Origin of the sequence: Acinetobacter sp. GG2, from assembly GCF_000292385.1 — a bacterium.
GTDB lineage: Bacteria > Pseudomonadota > Gammaproteobacteria > Pseudomonadales > Moraxellaceae > Acinetobacter > Acinetobacter seifertii.
The window spans coordinates 241,691-259,126 of the sequence record NZ_ALOW01000039.1 but is presented as its reverse complement, the minus strand read 5'-3'; the positions used below and the strand labels follow the sequence as shown (position 1 = coordinate 259,126).

Genomic DNA, 17,436 nt, shown 5'->3' with positions numbered 1-17,436 from the left:
ACTCCTTGTAATTTATTGCATTGCATCAACACAAAATTTAGCTATTGCGCATAATTGCTCATCTTTTTGATGCTTCGATACGATCTGTAAGCCCACTGGTAAACCTTCACTGGTTTCAAGTGGCACTGAAATAACGGGATGACCTGATAAATTAAATGGTCGAACTAAACCGGTAAGATTCAAAAAAGCGACCGTGTTTTCAGCTTCAGAAACTTTTGGTGGAATTTGCGGAAGTGTCGGTAGAACCAATGCATCATATTTTTCTAATAAAGCATCGAGTTCTTGGGTGAGCTGTACTTTTACAGCTTCCGCTTGTTTTACTTGCTCTATAGTGGTGTGTGCCGCTTTTAATAAACGACCATTTACATCAGAACCAATTAAGCCGGTTTGAGTTAAATCACCAAAAGCTTGCCAATTTTCATAATTAATAATCTGCATGCCTGCGTCATAAGCTGCTTCAAAATGTTCAACTTTTTCTGAAGTGGTCTGTAAATTGGCTTTTTGAAGTGCTTGATGAATACAGTTCCAAACAACCTTATCTGCGCTTACATCTAAAACCGCAATTTTTGGTGTACGAGTAAATTCCGTAGATTTGAAAGTTGGATCAATAATTTGCATGGCCTTTTCAATCATCTCGACTGAATTTGCGAAAGGACCAACACAATCTAAAGAACTCGACGGCGGATATACGCCTTTTCTGCTGACACGGCCAAAAGTTGGTTTTAAACCATAAATTCCACAGCATGCAGCGGGCATACGGATAGAGCCGCCCGTGTCTGTACCTAAAGTAAAGTCAGCTTGTTTAGCAGCAACTGCCGCAGCCGAACCACTCGAAGAGCCGCCTGGGATAAGTTCAGGATATTTTGGGTTGATGGGTGTACCAAAAGCGTGGTTAATGCCTGTAATACCAAAAGCCAATTCGTGCAAATTTGTTTTGGCAATAATTTCACAGTCAGCTTTTAAAATGTTTTTAACCACCTCAGCATCATCTTGAGCAGGTTCAGCATTTAATAAAGCTCGACTACCAGCAATGGTTTTTAGACCTTGAATATCAATTGTGTCCTTGACCATCACCTTGAGCTTGCCACTTCCTTTGTGCACGCTTTGGCTAACAATATTCATTCACTTTTCCATGTATTTTTATCTATCAATCAAAATATCGGAAAATTTAATGGAATTGTCAAGTATTTTTTATAATTTGTTCTCAAGGAAATACCCAAAATTTTGTTTATAATAGGATTACCCTTTTTTCACTAAGTTATTGCTTAGCTATGCTTGATCATTTAGAACAATTTCTTCCTAATAAAGAACCGTCGAGTATTCAAAATTTCCCTTTTTTTTGGGTTTCTCAAGTTAATGGAAAATATTCACAACTCATTGAAAAATCAATAAAAAAACTAGGTATTGACAATACACGCCGTAAAATCATTTTAAGTACTAATGCTTTGGGTGAAGCCAGTATTACCGATATCGCTAATCTTTCTACCTTAAAGTTAACTACGGCAACAAAAGCTGTATATCGCTTAGTAGAAGATGGAATTGTCGAAGTCTACTCTTCTACCACCGATGAACGAATTTCGATGGTGAAATTAACTCCCAAAGGTGTCGAGCTGGTTGAACAGATTAATCAAATTAGTGTGGTTACCTTGGCAGGCATCTTAAATGCTTTTTCAGAAGATGAGCTTCACAATTTAAATCACCAGTTAAAGAAATTATTTGATCTCATGCCATCAAGTTAATTATTTAACTTGTTATCGGGTTCAATGCGCTCAAGAGCAGCATAAAACAGTTCTTCTTTTCTCGCTGCTCTTTATCAAAATAAGTTTTAATTTAAAAAAATAAATAAAAATCAGTTTCTTAATTCAATAAATTATTACTATCTGTTTACTTAACATACTTTTTAGGTATTCTAACATACTCAATAAGTAATGGAATTTTACATATAAAAAGAAAATAATAATTCCATGATTTTAAAAACCTATTAATTCCTAATCGGGTTTAGACACACTCTTCCGGTCTGTACGAGACCAAATTACTCATTTCTAGCCTATTTATTATTCTTATCTAAAGGGGGAAATATCGAAAACTTCAGAGGAATAATAAAAGTTAGATATCAATTTCTTTAAGCGTTTTATACATAAGGATTAAGTGTATGAACCAAAGTAATATCGCTGTTGAAAGGATACAAAAGAAAAGCAATGCTTATGCATGGTATGTCGTCACACTTTGTATGTTGGCATATATATTTTCATTTATTGATCGCCAAATTCTGGCGCTGATGATTGAACCCATCAAAGCAGATCTCCAACTTTCAGATACACAATTTAGCCTGTTACATGGCCTCGCCTTCTCACTGTTTTATGCGGTTATGGGTTTACCCTTAGCCTATATTGCCGATCGTTTTTCACGACCAAAACTAATTTCAATAGGGATTATTGTTTGGAGCTTAGCAACAGCAACTTGTGGTTTAAGTAAAAACTTTATTCAACTGTTTTTGAGCCGTATGGCGGTCGGTGTGGGTGAAGCTGCTTTATCTCCAGCTGCTTATTCAATGTTTAGCGACATGTTTAGTAAGGACAAACTAGGACGTGCTGTCGGGATCTATTCAATTGGCGCTTTTTTAGGTGGTGGTATCGCCTTTTTAGTTGGCGGTTATGTCATTAACTTGCTTAAAGGTGTAACGCTCATTGAAGTTCCACTATTAGGCGCACTTAAAGCATGGCAAATTGCCTTTTTTGTAGTAGGTTTACCCGGCATCATTATTGGTTTGCTTTTTATTTTGACCGTTAAAGACCCTGCACGTAAAGGCCAACAGCTCAACCAAAATGGACAAGTTGACCAAGTCAAATTCTCACAATGCCTTCAGTTTATAAAAAAGCATTCGAAAACATTTGCTTGTCATTATTTAGGTTTTACCTTTTATGCAATGGCACTCTACAGCCTTACCAGTTGGACACCAGCATTTTATATTCGAAAGTTTCAACTCGCGCCGACTGAAACAGGTTATATGCTCGGTACGATTCTGTTAGTCGCAAATACATTAGGCGTATTTTGTGCAGGTTGGTTAAATGATTGGTTTATTAAAAAAGGACGCCAAGATGCACCGATGTTCACTGGTGTGATTGGAATTGTTGGCCTAATTATTCCCATTGCATTTTTTACCCAAACAGATCAGCTTTGGCTTTCAGTTAGCTTATTGATTCCTGCAATGTTTTTCGCATCTTTCCCTCTAGTAATTTCGGCAACTGCTTTGCAAATGTTAGCCCCAAACCAATTTAGAGCACGCCTTTCTGCCCTTTTCCTTTTAGTTAGTAACTTAATTGGGCTCGGCATTGGTACAACATTGGTGGCCATTATCACAGATAAAGTTTTTGGTAGTCCGTTAATGGTGGGTTCTTCTTTATCTATTGTAGGTGGTCTGTCGTGTGTACTGGCTCTAATTCTGCTTTTTAAAGGCTGCAAATTCTTTAGTGAAAGCATGAAACTTGAAAAATTAAATTAATAGGTCTCACCAATTGCAAAAATGTACTCTCTAACTAAACGCTTAGAGAGTACCGAAATATTCAAAATTACGTAGTGCCGAGGACTGGCATACATCTGGGAAATGGATTATGGAATTATTTCACCGTTTTAAACCAAACACTTTAGCCGTTGCCACTTTATTACTGATGTGCAGCAACTCATGGGCAGCAGATACTACTCAACAAAGTGAAGATGAATGGAAATTCAATTTAAAAAATGCTTATATCAACCGTAATTTTGATAATGATGCCTTAAAAGATACTGGCAGTTGGTCTCAGGCAGCGTCTTTATTTTATAAATCGAAAATGCATGACACTCCGTTAGTCATAGCAGACAAGCCAATCACAATTGAGGCCGATGCATCGGTTCAATACGCCGTGCGCTTGAGTTCAGACAAACATGTCGCTGACACAGTTTTGCCTTTTAATAAAGAAACGCAATCTCAGGCTTCAGACTATTTAAAATACGGCGCGACTTTAAAGCTGGGCTATGACAAAACACTTTTAAGTGTGGGTGAACTTTGGTTAGATTTACCTGTAACAGCTGTCGATGTTAGTCGTCAGTTACTCACTTCATATTGGGGAACTAACTTAAAGTCACAACTTTCAGATCAGCTTTATGCTGAAATTGGCCGAGTGGAAAAAGTGTCGCCACGAAATGAAGAAGACTTTAAAAAGTTTTCGTTCACATCAAATGGAATTACCAAAGAATCTGATGGTTTGAACTACATTGACCTGCGATATCAATTCACGCCGTCTTTAAAGGGCGAATATTATTTTGGCAATTTAGAAGATCTGTATAACAAGCATTATGTGGGGCTTGAACATACTTGGAAACAACCTAATTTTGCGCTTACTTCTAAATTTAAATACTTCAATGCAAAAGATGACGGCAATACTTTTGATATTGATGCGCAAAACATTGGCTTACTTGAAACCGTTAAAGTAAAAAATCATACCTTCGGCTTGGGTTACCAACAAATTATCGGTGAATCAGCTTACCCATTACCGGATGGCTTTTTACCAGAAACTTATTTCATTAACTGGAACGCCACTGGCTTCTTTAAAAAAGATGAAAAGTCTTACCATGTGATGTATGGCTACGACTTTAAAGATTACGTTCCTGGCCTAAATGCGATGGTGAAATATGTTTACGGAAATGATTTCAAGGCAGCCAATGGTGAAAAAAACCATGAAACTGAGTCTAATGTGATTTTAAACTATGCATTTCAGCAGCCTTTCTTAAAAGGCGTTGCCCTGCAATATATTCGGATTGATTACAACGTAAAACACGGCAATGACTTTGGTGAAGACCGTTTTTTTGTCAATTACACCAAAAAATTCTAAATAAAATTCCCCCTAAATCTTAGGGGGAATTTTTTATCCTAATTTATTGACCAACTTTAATGGTAAAACCTTCATGGCAATACTCATTGGTAACCATGGCCACTGTGGTACATACGCTTTTACAGGTTGTTTCTCGATAGCTTTGACTAAAGCTTTACATCCTGTTTTTGCGTCGACTTCAAAAGGTAAATGTTTAGCACCTTCATTCATTTCAGTCCGGATATAGCCTGGGAAAATGGTTGAGACTTTAATTGGCGTATCCAATAATTCAGCACGAATACCTTCGGCCAAGTGAGCAACAGCGGCTTTACTGGCCGCATAGGTCGATAAATGTTTTGGTAATCCGCGTATCGCACTCATGGATGACATCACCACCAAATGACCTGCATTTTGCGCTCTAAAAATTTCAACTGCTGCTTCACACTGTGCTAAAGCAGAAATAAAGTTTGTTTCAGCTGTGGCTCTGTTAATTTCAAAATTACCTTTACCAATACGGCGGCCATTGCCGACTCCAGCATTTACAATAATTCGGTCTAAATAGCCAAACTCTTGTTTAAAGGCGCGAAATACTTCAAAAACTTGATCGTAATTGGTGACATCCAAGCTTTTTGCAATTACTTTAATACCATACTGATTTTCCAGTTCAATTTTTAAAGTTTCTAATCTGTCTAAACGGCGTGCACAAATCGCTAAGTTATAGCCTTTGGCTGCAAATTCATGCGCCATACCCGCGCCCAATCCAGAACTTGCACCTGTAATTAAAATTGTCTTTGCCATGCTTTTATCCTTATTTTAAATCCATGTCAGTAAATCTGGACACTCAGCTTTTATAAAATGATGTTCATTTAAACTTAAAACCTGAGCTTCATTTCCAACCAAACGCAAAGTCGTGAGGCTTGTATTCGCAATTGCCCAATTCAAAGCAAAAGTTCGATTGGGACTGAGTTCCAGCAGTTTTCCAATTGCTACAGAAATCACACCGCCAGAGGTAAAAACAACTGCATAGCGAGGCTTGGTTTTTGCTAACTCATCACAAAGTTGCTGTAATGCAGTTTCAACTCTTTCCTTAAAGTGCGGCCAAGACTCATCATATTCATGATGAAAGTCACCATCTGTCCATCGTCCAATGGCCCCTTCAAATATTTTGGCAAGATATGCGCGTGGATTCTGTTCTTGCGCTACGTCAGCTTTTAACAGTTCAGGCTGTTCAAAACGCGGTTCATAACGGGCAAAAACCTGTTGGTGGTTAAACTCATTCCATAAATTATTATGATGAATTATCGCATCTGGAAAGCATTCATTTAGTGCGAGCTTTGCAGTCTGCTCATGACGCTGCATAGTTCCAGCAACCACATAAGGTTGTTCTTTCAATATTTGCTTAAAATATTGGCCTAACAAAGTCGCCTGAGCCTCACCATTTTCAGACAGTTCATCATAGTTACTTTTACCAAACGAGGCCTGTCCATGTCTTACCAGATAAATTGTGGTCATCTTCTTAAAATACCCTGTATTTTCTGTAGAGATTGCTGAGCAAATTCAGATTCTTGCAATTTTTGCTGTGCGATAAGTTTTAAAGCTCTGATATGTAGCGCATGAATGACAATCCAGAAATCTTTAAAAGCAGGGTTTCGAGTTTGTTTATGGTAATAACGGTAATAGATTTGCTGGGCAATCACTGCTAAACGGAATACACCAAACACTTCATAAAAAGCCCAGTTTTGAGGCTTCACTCCTGTTTTTTGTAAATAATACTCAACGACTTCTTTACGAGAAAACATTCCCTTTAAATGAGTAGGCTGACGGCGCGTCGATCTAAAAATCATGTTATCCGTTGGCTCAACCCAATAGGCCAAAGCGCTACCCAAGTCCATTAATGGATCGCCCAAGGTCGCCATTTCCCAATCCAGCACCCCAATCACTTCTGTTGGATGCTCTGGATCTAAAATCACATTATCAAAACGCCAATCATTATGAATAATACAAGTCGTCGAGTCTTGAGGGATATTATCGTTTAGCCATTTTCGAACATATTTAAATGATGGTACGTTGATTGTACGGACTTTTTCATAGCGTTTATCCCAACCTTCAACTTGTCTGCGGCAATATCCGGTTCGTTTGCCAAGTTCAGCTAAAGGCGTGTTCTCATAAGGAACTTGATGTAGCTCAATGAGCTTATCAATAACATTTACACAAAGCTCATGAACATTTTCTTCATTAAAGCCAAGCTCAGGCGGTAATTTTGCACGAGGAATAATTCCTTCAATGCGTTCCATCACATAAAAATCACAGCCAATGACCGATTCATCCTGACAAAGTGCAACCATTTTAGGAAGCACCGGATAATAAGGCGCAAGATTTTTTTGCACCATATATTCACGGGCCATATCGTGGGCCGATTTCGCTTTTGTTCCTTTTGGAGGACGACGTAAAATTAAATCGGTATTTTCATACTTTAAACGATAAGTCCAATTCGACGCCCCACCTGTATATTGAGTAACGACCGCTGGGCCAACCAACTCAACACCTTGGTTTTTTAACCAGTTTTCAACTGCCCCAATATCAAGTTCTTCACCTTCACGTACTTCACCGCCTATATCAATTACCGACATCTTCATTTCCTTTAAACTTATACTTTCTTATGACGACCGAAAATAACCACGTTTGGCCAACTCTAATTTGGCAATCATGCCTTTATGTACTTCATCTGGACCATCAGCTAAACGTAAACTGCGTGCTTGGGCAAAGAAACCCGTTAATGGCGTATCTCTCGAAACGCCCGCACCGCCATGTAGCTGAATCGCCATATCGACTACTTTTTCTAATACACTTGGAGCCACTACTTTAATTGCAGATATTTCTGTTAAAGCAGCCATATTTCCTAAAGTATCCATTTTATAAGCAGCATACAAGGTTAAAAGTCTGGCTTGATCTATGGCTACCCTTGCATCAGCTACGCGTTCAAGGTTCCCACCAAGTTTTAAAATTTCTTTGCCAAACGCTGTTCTAGACATACCTCGATCAATCATAAGTTCTAGAGCTTTTTCAGCAGCTCCAATACAACGCATACAATGGTGAATACGCCCTGGCCCTAAACGACCTTGTGCAATCTCAAAACCTTGGCCCGCTCCACCAATAAAGTTTTCAAGAGGCACTCGAACATTATTAAAATGAACTTCACCATGTCCATGTGGCGCATCGTAGTCACCAAACACAGGTAACATCCGTTGAATTTCGACACCTGCTGTATCAATTGGTACTAAAACCATTGAGTGTTGATGATGGCGGTCTTTAGTTTCATCGGGAGTATGTGCCATAAAAATAATGACTTTGGCATTTGGGTCACCTAAGCCAGAGGACCACCACTTTTTGCCATTTAAAACAATTTCATTACCGTCGATGAGTGCAGTGGCTTGCATATTGGTTGCATCGCTTGACGCGACATCTGGTTCAGTCATACAAAAAACTGAACGGATTTTTCCGTCCAATAAAGGTTCTAACCATTGCTTTTTTTGCTGCTCACTGCCATAGCGCCATAACAATTCCATATTTCCTGTATCTGGTGCATTACAGTTAAAAACGGTAGGTGCCAATAAGCTGCGGCCAGTTAATTCAGCAATATGCGCATATTCTTGAACAGTTAACCCTGCACCCAGCTTTTCATCTGGTAAAAACATATTCCAAAGACCAGCTTGCTTAGCTTTAGATTTCAAAGTTTCTAAAAGCTCAGGCCATTGCCATTTTTTCCAGTTTCCATCTGGATTTAACTCGTGAACTTGTTCCCAAAATTTTGCTTCGACAGGTTCTATTTCTTCTAAAATAAATTTTCTTGTTCGCTCGGTAAAATCCTGAGCTTTCTTGGAGAGTTCAAACATTCTTTTTCCTTTACATCATTATCTGGTCTTTACATCAACATAACTTGAAACTTAATATGAATGAAATGATTTTATTAAATACCGTCACATGAATAATATTCATAACTTACATGGTTTAGACTTAAGTTTTTTTCACAGAATTGATATCAATTTATATCCGCTATTTATCGCAATTTATGAGCAAAAAAGTATTTCAAATGCGGCAAGTAGTCTCAATATTACGCAGTCGGCAGCAAGTCATGCTTTACAACGATTACGCCAGCAACTTGAAGATGATGTGTTTATACGAGTAGGCAATAAAATGTCTGCAACGCCTTTTGCCGAGCAGATTTACCCAACTGTGAAGCAAGCACTTTTAACGATTCAAAATATTAGCCAACAGAAACATGTCTTTGATCCAACCAGTTTAAAAAGCTTAAAAATCGCCGTTCATGACGAAATTGAGCCAATTATTCTTCCAAGGCTTGCTCAACATTTTCAAAATCTTAATTTAGATTTGCAGTTTGTCAGTATGAAGCTAGATCGAAAACATATTATGGCGGACTTGGCAACGCAGCAGCTCGATTTCGTCATTGACCTAGAACAATACTTATCTCCAAAAATTACCTTTGATCATTTGGTAACAGATGAGTTCGTCATTTGCAGCCAACTTAAAGAAGTCGATTTATCTCGTTATATTAATGGACGCCACATTGGTGTTTCATCACGCCGTACGGGTGCTTTGCTTGAAGATATTTATTTAAACCAACATCAAAAAATATCAAGAAATGTATTTATGCGCTGTCAAAACTACTCAACGGCGTTACAAGTTCTGGCGGCTCAAGCCAACGCAATATTGACCATGCCTCGTATGATTTTGCAGCATTTATCTTATAGTCCTGAAATTTGCTTACATTCTCTACCTTTTGAGATAACCAATATTAAAATGGGTATGTTTTGGCACGAAGATTTAAGGGATAATTTAAGACATCAATTTTTGCGGCATGAAATTATTAAACTTTTTCAGTAAAGCAAATTGATCTACTAATCTTCTATCGTACAAGGACCAGTAATGAGTAAAGATGAACGGATAATCCAGAATCAGGACAACAAAAAAACGATTCGTCATGAAGATTACATTGCTGGCATCGGTAAAGGCATGGCGATTTTAGATAGCTTTAGCAGTAATCAACATCGTTTAAACATTTCTATGGCGGCTGAAAAAACCGGACTTACCCGAGCGGCAGCAAGACGCCATTTATTAACTTTAGAATATTTAGGTTATCTTGAGTCAGATGGCCACTATTACTATTTAACTCCGAAAGTTCTTAAATTTTCAGGTGCTTATTTAGGTGCAGCTCAACTTCCAAAAGTGTCTCAGCCTTTATTAAATCTGTTAACTAACCAAACTTCTCTCATTTATTCAGTGATGGTGCTTGATGGTTATGAAGCCATTACCATTGCCCGTAGTGCCGCCCACCAACAAACCGACCGTGTAAATCCATATGGTTTACATTTAGGTAACCGCTTACCAGCTCATGCGACCTCGGCGGGTAAAATTTTACTGGCACATTTAAGCCAAGAAGAACAATTGGACTGGCTTCAAAAATATCCTCTTCAGCGTCTAACCAAATATACGCATGTAGAAAATGATAAATTTTTAGAGTTACTAAAAGAAATTCGAGAGCAAGATTGGTGTTATTCACGTGAAGAACACGAATTAGGTGTTCATGCGCTCGCCGTTCCCATTTATGGACAAGACTTTAAAGTGGTTGCAGCTTTAAATATTGTTTCTCCAACTATGAAAACAACTGAAGAATATTTAATCCAACACATTTTGCCTTTATTGCAAGAGACTTCGCGCGATTTAAGACAAGTTCTTTAAATCATACTTAGGCTATTTGGGGGGATAAATAATCATGAATAAATGCTTAGGCTATTTTTAGAAGTAGTTGAAAGGTATTTTCAAATAACGGATGCCATTTGATTCTGGTTCCGGAAAGTTTCCACCGTTCATATTAATTTGAATGGAAGGCAGAATTAATTTTGGCATTGCCAAAGTAGCATCTCGCTCTTGACGCATTTTTATGAATGAGTCTTTGGAAACTCTTTGGTTTAAATGAATATTGCTTTGCTTTTGAGTTCTAATATCTGTTTGACTGACATATTCATCACGGCCTTCGGGTTTATAGTCATGGCATAAGTACATGCGCATGTCGTCAGGAAGGGTATAAAGCTTTTGTACCGAATCATAAAGTGCAGCGGCACTTCCTTTAGGAAAATCGCATCTGGCCGAACCATAATCAGGCATAAATAAAGTATCACCGACAAAAACAGCATCACCAATCACATAGCTTAAGCAAGCAGGTGTATGCCCTGGTGTAGGAATGTTATAGGCATCTAACTTTCCTATTTTGAAATGTTCATGATCTTCAAATAAATAATCAAAAGGTTGATTTTCATTAAATTTCTTAAAATCAAAATTATAGATAGCAGAAAATGTTTCTTGTACGATTGAAATCTTCTGGCTAATTGCAATTGTACCGCCCAATTTAGATTTTAAATATTGGGCAGCAGTCATATGGTCGGCGTGGACGTGAGTTTCTAAAATCCATTGCACTTTAAAGTTCTGAGCCAAGACATAATCGATAATCAGATCCGCATTAGTTGTTTTCGTAGTTGCTGAAGCTGCATCGTAGTCAAGCACACTATCAATAATCGCGCATTGACGAGTCGCTAAATCTGCAACAACATAGCTAAAAGTATTGGTGTTTTCATCAAAAAAATCTTTTACTAGAGGTTGTTGCATAAGTTTAATTTCCTTTATTTAAAATTCGGTAAATAAACATTCCTACTAACATAGCCACAATAAAATAAAGCGCTTCAAAATGTCCTAATCCGATAAGTGTTAAAGCTGGCGCTGGACATATTCCAGCTATTCCCCAGCCTATCCCGAAAATAAAAGCACCAGCAATTAGCCTTTGGTCAATCTGTGTATTCATTGGTAATTGAATTTGTTCATTAAAGATTGTTTTAGGACTTTTTATAGCCTTTTGAAATGGAATAAATGCCACGGCAATCGCACCTAACATCACAAACATTAAGCTAATATCCCACTGCCCAAAAATATCTAAAAAACCTAATACCTTTTCAGGATTAGACATGCCCGAAATCATTAAACCTAATGAAAACAGACTACCAAATATAAAAGCAAAAATGTTTTTCATGACATTATCCCAAAACATGACGAACAATATAAACGGTTAACATGCCAGCGAACATAAAAACTGCTGTTGCTATCATGGAGCGTTTTGACAATCTGCTCATCCCACAAATACCATGACCACTTGTACAACCTGATCCAAGCCTAGTACCAAAACCAACCAATAAACCTGCTAAAATAAGAGCAAACATATTCGCTTTAATTTCAATTTCGGGTTGAAAAAAATAGCCATAAATAAAGGGTGTAATAATTAATCCAGCAATAAACCAGAATGCGGAGCCTTTAAAGATATCTTTAGACGGATTAATGATTTGAGCAAGCAAACCACTAATTCCAGCGATGCGACCGTTTATATATAAATAACCGACTGTTGCAATGCCCAGTAGCAAACCACCTAAGAAGGCATAAACAATATTTGACATGTACTTACCCAAACAATATATGTTTTTATAATATGTATTATACGCTTATTTATTTAGAAATACTTAAAATAAAACTCTTAAGTCTATAAATATTCTTAACAAGAAAAAGCCCCAAATTATGGGGCTTTTATCGTTAGATTAAATCTTTGATGCCTAATTGTTCAGGTAACTTTTCCATAACTTTATTTAGTCTGTTGTTTGCTGGAGAAATACAACCTGTGTAATGGCTTAATTTTGTTTCCATGCCATTAGGTTTAATCCAAGTAATGTAATAGCTAGACATGTCAGTTGCAGTTTGCTGGCAACCCGCAGTTTTTGATTGAGTTCCTGTTTGAGGACGATAAGTTTTTAATTCACTGGCAAGTTTTTGATAATCTTTTACGCTACCTTGGATTTCTTTAACACCAAGTGTTTTTGTATATTGTTTACCTTCAAATCGAATTAAACCAGTAGGTGTTACTTCTACAGAGTATATTGGACATGCACCAAAACATGGACTAGAAGCATAACGAATTGTTTCTTGTGTATTAGGTGCTTGCTGAACAGAAGCACAACCCATTAAAGCTAAACCAGATAAAGTTGCAAGAACTAAAAATCTCATTACATCACCTATTATTATCAAGTGGCTTTAATCTAACAAATCATATCTAAGTTGTCATTAAAGACTCATTTTTCGTCTCTTTATTTAGCAATGCTTAGGCTATTTTCAGATTTTTATAAAATTAGGATAGAATGCACATAAAAAAAGGCCCATCTTTCGATGAGCCTTAAGCCAATTAAAGCTTAAATTCCTGAAATACAAATTATTACTGGGTAGTAATAACCTGCGCCGACCATTCTAGCGTAATGCAATAAATTATATAAATATAATATAAATATATATTTACGCTCGTTTTTCCAACAAAAAAAACTGGTTTTTGATGATTAAAAACTGAATAATGTTTATTTTTAATTAAAATTCACGATCTTAAGTTAAACAAAACTTAATAAATTTTTAAAGTTTATTTATAGTTAAAACATTATAAAAAATTGCTTAATAGTTAGGCTATGACTAGTTTTCATGTCGAATCGTTTATAAGAATTTTCTAAGTTTAGTAATAACTTCAAGCACTTTTTTACTATTTGGTAAAGCTATCTAACTAAAAATATAGAATTTCCACAAATACCTTAATATAAAAAAGATATAAAAAAATAAGGGCAAAAGAAAATTTATCCTTTTGCCCTCTTTAATCACTTCTCTAAGCTATATGCGATTACATAATCACCGTGGTCAGGAGACTGACGTGCTCCTCCCGCAGAAACAACCACATACTGTTTACCTGTTTTAGGCGAAACATAGCTGATAGGTGTTCCTTGGCTACCAACAGGCATACGTGACTTCCAAAGTTCTTTACCTGTAGAAGAATCAAAAGCACGTAAATAGTAATCTTGAGTTGCAGCAAAGAATACTAAACCACCCTGAGTTGCCATTGGGCCACCAATAGTCGGCATTCCAATTGGTGCTTTCAAACCCATCTTAATACCCATAGGTCCCGTGTCTTCAACTGTACCCAATGGTACTTGCCATGCAACTTGACGAGTTTTCATGTCAATTGCAGTCATGGTACCAAATGGTGGTTTTTGACAAGGAATACTTAAAGCAGACATAAAGCGGTTTTTATTCACTTTATAAGGTGTACCTTTCATTGGTACCGCGCCCATACCTGTATTTACTTTTTCACCGCCACTCGCCTGAATCTTGATGTCTTCAGGTGTTTGTTTAATCAATTGAACCCACAAACCAAGACGCATATCGTTTACGAACATGTAACGATGTGTTGGATCGAAAGCAATACTACCCCAGTTCATACCACCTAAAGAACCTGGGAAACTTAATGAAATATCAGTACCCGGTGCAGTGAATAGACCTTCGTAACGCATTGACTTAAAGTTAATACGACACATAAGTTGGTCAAACGGCGTTGCGCCCCACATATCTGACTCAGTTAAAGTCTGATTACCAATTTGAGGCATTTCAACAGAACGAGGTTGAGTCAAACTATATTGTTCACCCGGAATATTTGCAGCTTTAACAGGCTGCTCAATCACTTTAGTCAGTGGTTTGCCTGTAACTCGGTCAAGAACAAAGAATTGTCCAGATTTGGTTCCAATCACAACAGCTGGTTTCGTCGTACCATCTTTTAATGGGAAGTCGACTAGACTCGGTTGCATTGGTAAGTCAAAGTCCCATAAGTCGTTGTGAACAGTTTGATATACCCACTTCTCTTTACCTGTTGTCGCATCAAGTGCTAAAACTGAAGTGTTGTATTTATGGTCTAATGGATTACGGTTACCACCCCAAATATCAACAGATGAACTACCCATAGGTAAGAAAACTGTATTCATTTGTGGGTCATAAGACATAGCAGCCCAAGAGTTTGCCGAGCTACGTTTATACGTTTCACCCGGTTTTAGAACATGATTAGGATCAGGATTACGAGGGTCAAATGCCCAGCGGAGTTTACCTGTAATCACATCATAACCACGGATAACACCACCCGGCATATCCGCTGCTACGTTATCAGCAATACGGCTACCCACCACAATGGTGGTACCTGCAATCGTTGGTGCAGAAGTGACTTCAAAACGTGGAGCTTTTGTTCCATCGCCTAAGCCTTCGAGTAGATTAACTGTTCCATTCACACCAAAGTCTGCACAGCGCTCACCAGTGTCCGCATTCACTGCAATTAAACGAGCATCTGGAGTATTGGTATATATACGGCGTGGACATGCTGTATTGGTTGCAACCGTAGTTACTGCATTCGCACCAGCCAAAGTTGGTTGAACAAGTGGTTTAGTCGAATCAAAGTATGCAACACCACGGCAACGTTCCCATGCATCGGCTTTAGAGTTTACTTCAGCTTTCCAGAGTTGCTTGCCCGAATCAGCATCGATTGCAAAAATGTTGTTATGTGGTGTACATAAAAAGACTTTATTACCAATCTGTAGTGGTGTCATTTGGTCTTCAGCACCATTACCACTACCCGTTGTAAAATCACCCGTTCTAAAGCGCCATGCTTCTTTTAGTTTATGAACGTTATCTCGGTTAATTTGATCGAGAGCAACAAAACGGCTACCACCCGTATCATTTCCATAATTTTCCCAATTCACCTGCTTTTTAGCTGGGTCAACTGGTACTAAAGGGAGCTTTTCACCTGAACTTGCTACTGTTGGGTGCGGCTGAAACATTTGATAGAGCGCAATCAACATACCAACAACAACTAGACCAGCAACACCATACACTGGAGCTGCCGATCCATTTTGGAATTGATAACGTCGAATTGAAGGTAAGGTAAACAGTAACGCAGCAAAAAGACCAGCAGGAAACATTAAGCGTGAGAATAACGGCCAAAATTCCCAGCCGGCATCAACAAATGACCAGATTACCGTACCAACAAAAACAGCAGCAAAAATCCAAACACCCAGTGCTTTTTTACGGAAAATGCTAATTGCTGAAACTGTTATAAATAATCCTGAGATAAGGAAATACCAAGAACCACCAAGAGATACTAGCTTCCCACCACCTACAATGTAAAAAACACCGGTAGCTAATAAAACTAGGCCTAATATAAAACACCATATTTTGAATAAGATATGAAACTTAGAATCTGACTCAGACATAGATCCTACTCCACACATACTGAACACAAATAGTTCAAGCATTTGGGCCAGTTAAACCATGTCTAACCAGCCATCATCATTGTTAAAAATTGACTTTCACACTCAGGCCCGCCACCCAAGCATCGTCAACCTCTTTTACACCAGCAGGTTGATGGATATATTGAATATTTGGACGCAACATGACAGCTGGAGACCATTGATAGGTATAGTTCAGCTCAATATTTAATTCGTCGTCTTGAATTGGAATATAGTTCGATGCGATCGGATCATAGCTATAATATCCACGGCTTTCGTTTGTTGCGATTTGCTTATCTTTAGCACGATCATTGACTACATAGTTGGCGATACCAAATCCAATCGAATCATTTGGACGGCTGTCAAATGGCCCTTTATACCAAAGTGCAAGTTGTTGAGTACTTTGAACAAAAGTCGTTGCTTTATCATTTACAACGCCATTAAAAGTTACGTATAAACCGCGTTTCGGATCTTGGCCGGCATGGCTAAGTTGTTGTTGAGCATTGATCCAGAAACTTTGTTTCCCGTCATGAACCTTACCCGCAGTTTTAACATCATTCGCCTCCGCGGTTGAGTACAGTGCACCAACTTTATATTCACCCGGTAAACCATTAAATAGAGCAAGTTTTGGTTTCCATGCAAGCTCAACTGGTATGGTTGCACCTTTCACATTATTCATATCCAGATTAAAACCATCACTATTTGATGCTGTTTTAATATTGTCTGGATTGACCTCATACGCACCAATTCCAAAAGTCCACTCGGGTGCAAACTGATATTTAACGTTTGCACCCCAAATACCAACTGGTGAGTTATACCAAATTGAACCAATTGATTTTCCTAACTGTCCACCACAAAGCAATAAGTTCTGAAACTCACATTGAGAACTATTAAAATCCTCTGACATACCCATACGGCCAACTTTGACTTGTACCGTATTATCCGCAAAACCTTTTTTGATCCATGCTTGAGATAAGCGCCAGATTTTTCCACGACCATAAATTTCTTGCGCGTTGCCTAGTTGGCTAGAGCGTGGGTCTTTAATACGCTCTAAAGTAAGCGCATTACCATCACGTTTAGTCACAACAAGACTCGCTGTTGTATCTTTCCATCCAGCGATTTTTTCTAAATCAAAGTTTGCACCTAAAGAAAGCTGTGCAGCGTTTTCAAAAGTATTATTGTCGTTGTAGCCACCATCTAAGTTTGTAGCAGCTTGGCTCATGATAGAAGCTGTAAATTTATAGCCTTGTTGCTCTAGCTGTTGGCGCTCGCCATTCCAATCACCAAGTAACCATTGACGGTCTTGCGACCACGGTTCATTTGCAAGAGCAAATTGACTGCCCATCACAGCAATAGTTAACACACTCAGTTTCATTAAATTTGGCATTTTAAATCCT

General features: G+C 38.0%; 16 protein-coding genes. 5 read left to right on the top strand and 11 right to left on the bottom strand.

What is annotated here, in order from left to right; genetic code table 11:
* Positions 1-12: 12 nt before the first annotated feature.
* Entirely contained in the window at positions 13-1,122 is a 1,110-nt protein-coding gene (locus B554_RS0115840) for an amidase (protein WP_019458816.1), read from the bottom strand.
* 149 nt (positions 1,123-1,271) lie between these two features.
* Here B554_RS0115840 and B554_RS0115835 point away from each other — a divergent pair, with 149 nt between their 5' ends.
* The 3 genes from B554_RS0115835 (at position 1,272) to B554_RS0115825 (ending at position 4,868) form a co-directional block, all read left to right on the top strand.
* Positions 1,272-1,739 (top strand): MarR family winged helix-turn-helix transcriptional regulator, encoded by a 468-nt coding sequence (locus B554_RS0115835; RefSeq protein ID WP_004701395.1) that lies wholly within the window; start codon positions 1,272-1,274, stop codon positions 1,737-1,739.
* A gap of 413 nt (positions 1,740-2,152) precedes the next feature.
* On the top strand, positions 2,153-3,502 hold the full coding sequence (locus B554_RS0115830) for a spinster family MFS transporter (RefSeq protein WP_019458815.1): 1,350 nt from the start codon (positions 2,153-2,155) through the stop codon (positions 3,500-3,502).
* Positions 3,503-3,611: 109 nt separating this feature from the next.
* Positions 3,612-4,868 (top strand): OprD family outer membrane porin, encoded by a 1,257-nt coding sequence (locus tag B554_RS0115825; protein WP_019458814.1) that lies wholly within the window; start codon positions 3,612-3,614, stop codon positions 4,866-4,868.
* A gap of 33 nt (positions 4,869-4,901) precedes the next feature.
* Here B554_RS0115825 and B554_RS0115820 read toward each other — a convergent pair whose 3' ends face one another.
* From B554_RS0115820 to B554_RS0115805, 4 genes are read right to left on the bottom strand one after another with little or no spacing between them, the layout of a single operon-like run.
* A complete protein-coding gene (locus B554_RS0115820) occupies positions 4,902-5,645 on the bottom strand; it encodes an SDR family oxidoreductase (protein WP_019458813.1) in 744 nt (247 codons plus the stop codon).
* A gap of 15 nt (positions 5,646-5,660) precedes the next feature.
* Positions 5,661-6,359: a histidine phosphatase family protein gene (locus tag B554_RS0115815; RefSeq protein ID WP_019458812.1), complete on the bottom strand. Its 699-nt coding sequence runs from the start codon at positions 6,357-6,359 to the stop codon at positions 5,661-5,663.
* Positions 6,356-7,477, bottom strand: coding sequence for a phosphotransferase family protein (locus tag B554_RS0115810; RefSeq protein WP_019458811.1), 1,122 nt, complete (start codon positions 7,475-7,477; stop codon positions 6,356-6,358). Before B554_RS0115810 ends, B554_RS0115815 begins: the two co-directional genes overlap by 4 nt.
* A gap of 27 nt (positions 7,478-7,504) precedes the next feature.
* Complete coding sequence (locus tag B554_RS0115805) at positions 7,505-8,740, bottom strand: acyl-CoA dehydrogenase family protein (RefSeq protein WP_019458810.1); 1,236 nt, start codon at positions 8,738-8,740, stop codon at positions 7,505-7,507.
* A gap of 88 nt (positions 8,741-8,828) precedes the next feature.
* Here B554_RS0115805 and B554_RS0115800 point away from each other — a divergent pair, with 88 nt between their 5' ends.
* On the top strand, positions 8,829-9,749 hold the full coding sequence (locus tag B554_RS0115800; protein ID WP_013197679.1) for a LysR family transcriptional regulator: 921 nt from the start codon (positions 8,829-8,831) through the stop codon (positions 9,747-9,749).
* A 42-nt stretch (positions 9,750-9,791) separates the two neighbouring features.
* On the top strand, positions 9,792-10,604 hold the full coding sequence (gene pcaU, locus B554_RS0115795; protein WP_019458809.1) for an IclR family transcriptional regulator PcaU: 813 nt from the start codon (positions 9,792-9,794) through the stop codon (positions 10,602-10,604).
* A 57-nt stretch (positions 10,605-10,661) separates the two neighbouring features.
* Here pcaU and B554_RS0115790 read toward each other — a convergent pair whose 3' ends face one another.
* The 6 genes from B554_RS0115790 to B554_RS0115765 all read right to left on the bottom strand — a co-directional run bounded on the left by B554_RS0115790 (position 10,662) and on the right by B554_RS0115765 (position 17,426).
* Positions 10,662-11,528 carry an MBL fold metallo-hydrolase gene (locus tag B554_RS0115790; protein ID WP_019458808.1) on the bottom strand — a complete coding sequence of 289 codons (867 nt, stop codon included), beginning with the start codon at positions 11,526-11,528 and terminating at the stop codon, positions 10,662-10,664.
* Positions 11,529-11,532: 4 nt separating this feature from the next.
* Positions 11,533-11,946, bottom strand: a complete 414-nt coding sequence (locus B554_RS0115785; protein ID WP_019458807.1) for a DUF6691 family protein — start codon at positions 11,944-11,946, stop codon at positions 11,533-11,535.
* Between the two features lie 4 nt (positions 11,947-11,950).
* Positions 11,951-12,364: a YeeE/YedE family protein gene (locus tag B554_RS0115780; protein WP_019458806.1), complete on the bottom strand. Its 414-nt coding sequence runs from the start codon at positions 12,362-12,364 to the stop codon at positions 11,951-11,953.
* 133 nt (positions 12,365-12,497) lie between these two features.
* Positions 12,498-12,965: a DUF6438 domain-containing protein gene (locus tag B554_RS0115775; RefSeq protein ID WP_019458805.1), complete on the bottom strand. Its 468-nt coding sequence runs from the start codon at positions 12,963-12,965 to the stop codon at positions 12,498-12,500.
* A 629-nt stretch (positions 12,966-13,594) separates the two neighbouring features.
* On the bottom strand, positions 13,595-16,024 hold the full coding sequence (locus B554_RS0115770; RefSeq protein ID WP_019458804.1) for a glucose/quinate/shikimate family membrane-bound PQQ-dependent dehydrogenase: 2,430 nt from the start codon (positions 16,022-16,024) through the stop codon (positions 13,595-13,597).
* A gap of 82 nt (positions 16,025-16,106) precedes the next feature.
* Positions 16,107-17,426, bottom strand: a complete 1,320-nt coding sequence (locus B554_RS0115765; protein ID WP_019458803.1) for a carbohydrate porin — start codon at positions 17,424-17,426, stop codon at positions 16,107-16,109.
* Between the last annotated feature and the right edge of the window lie 10 nt (positions 17,427-17,436).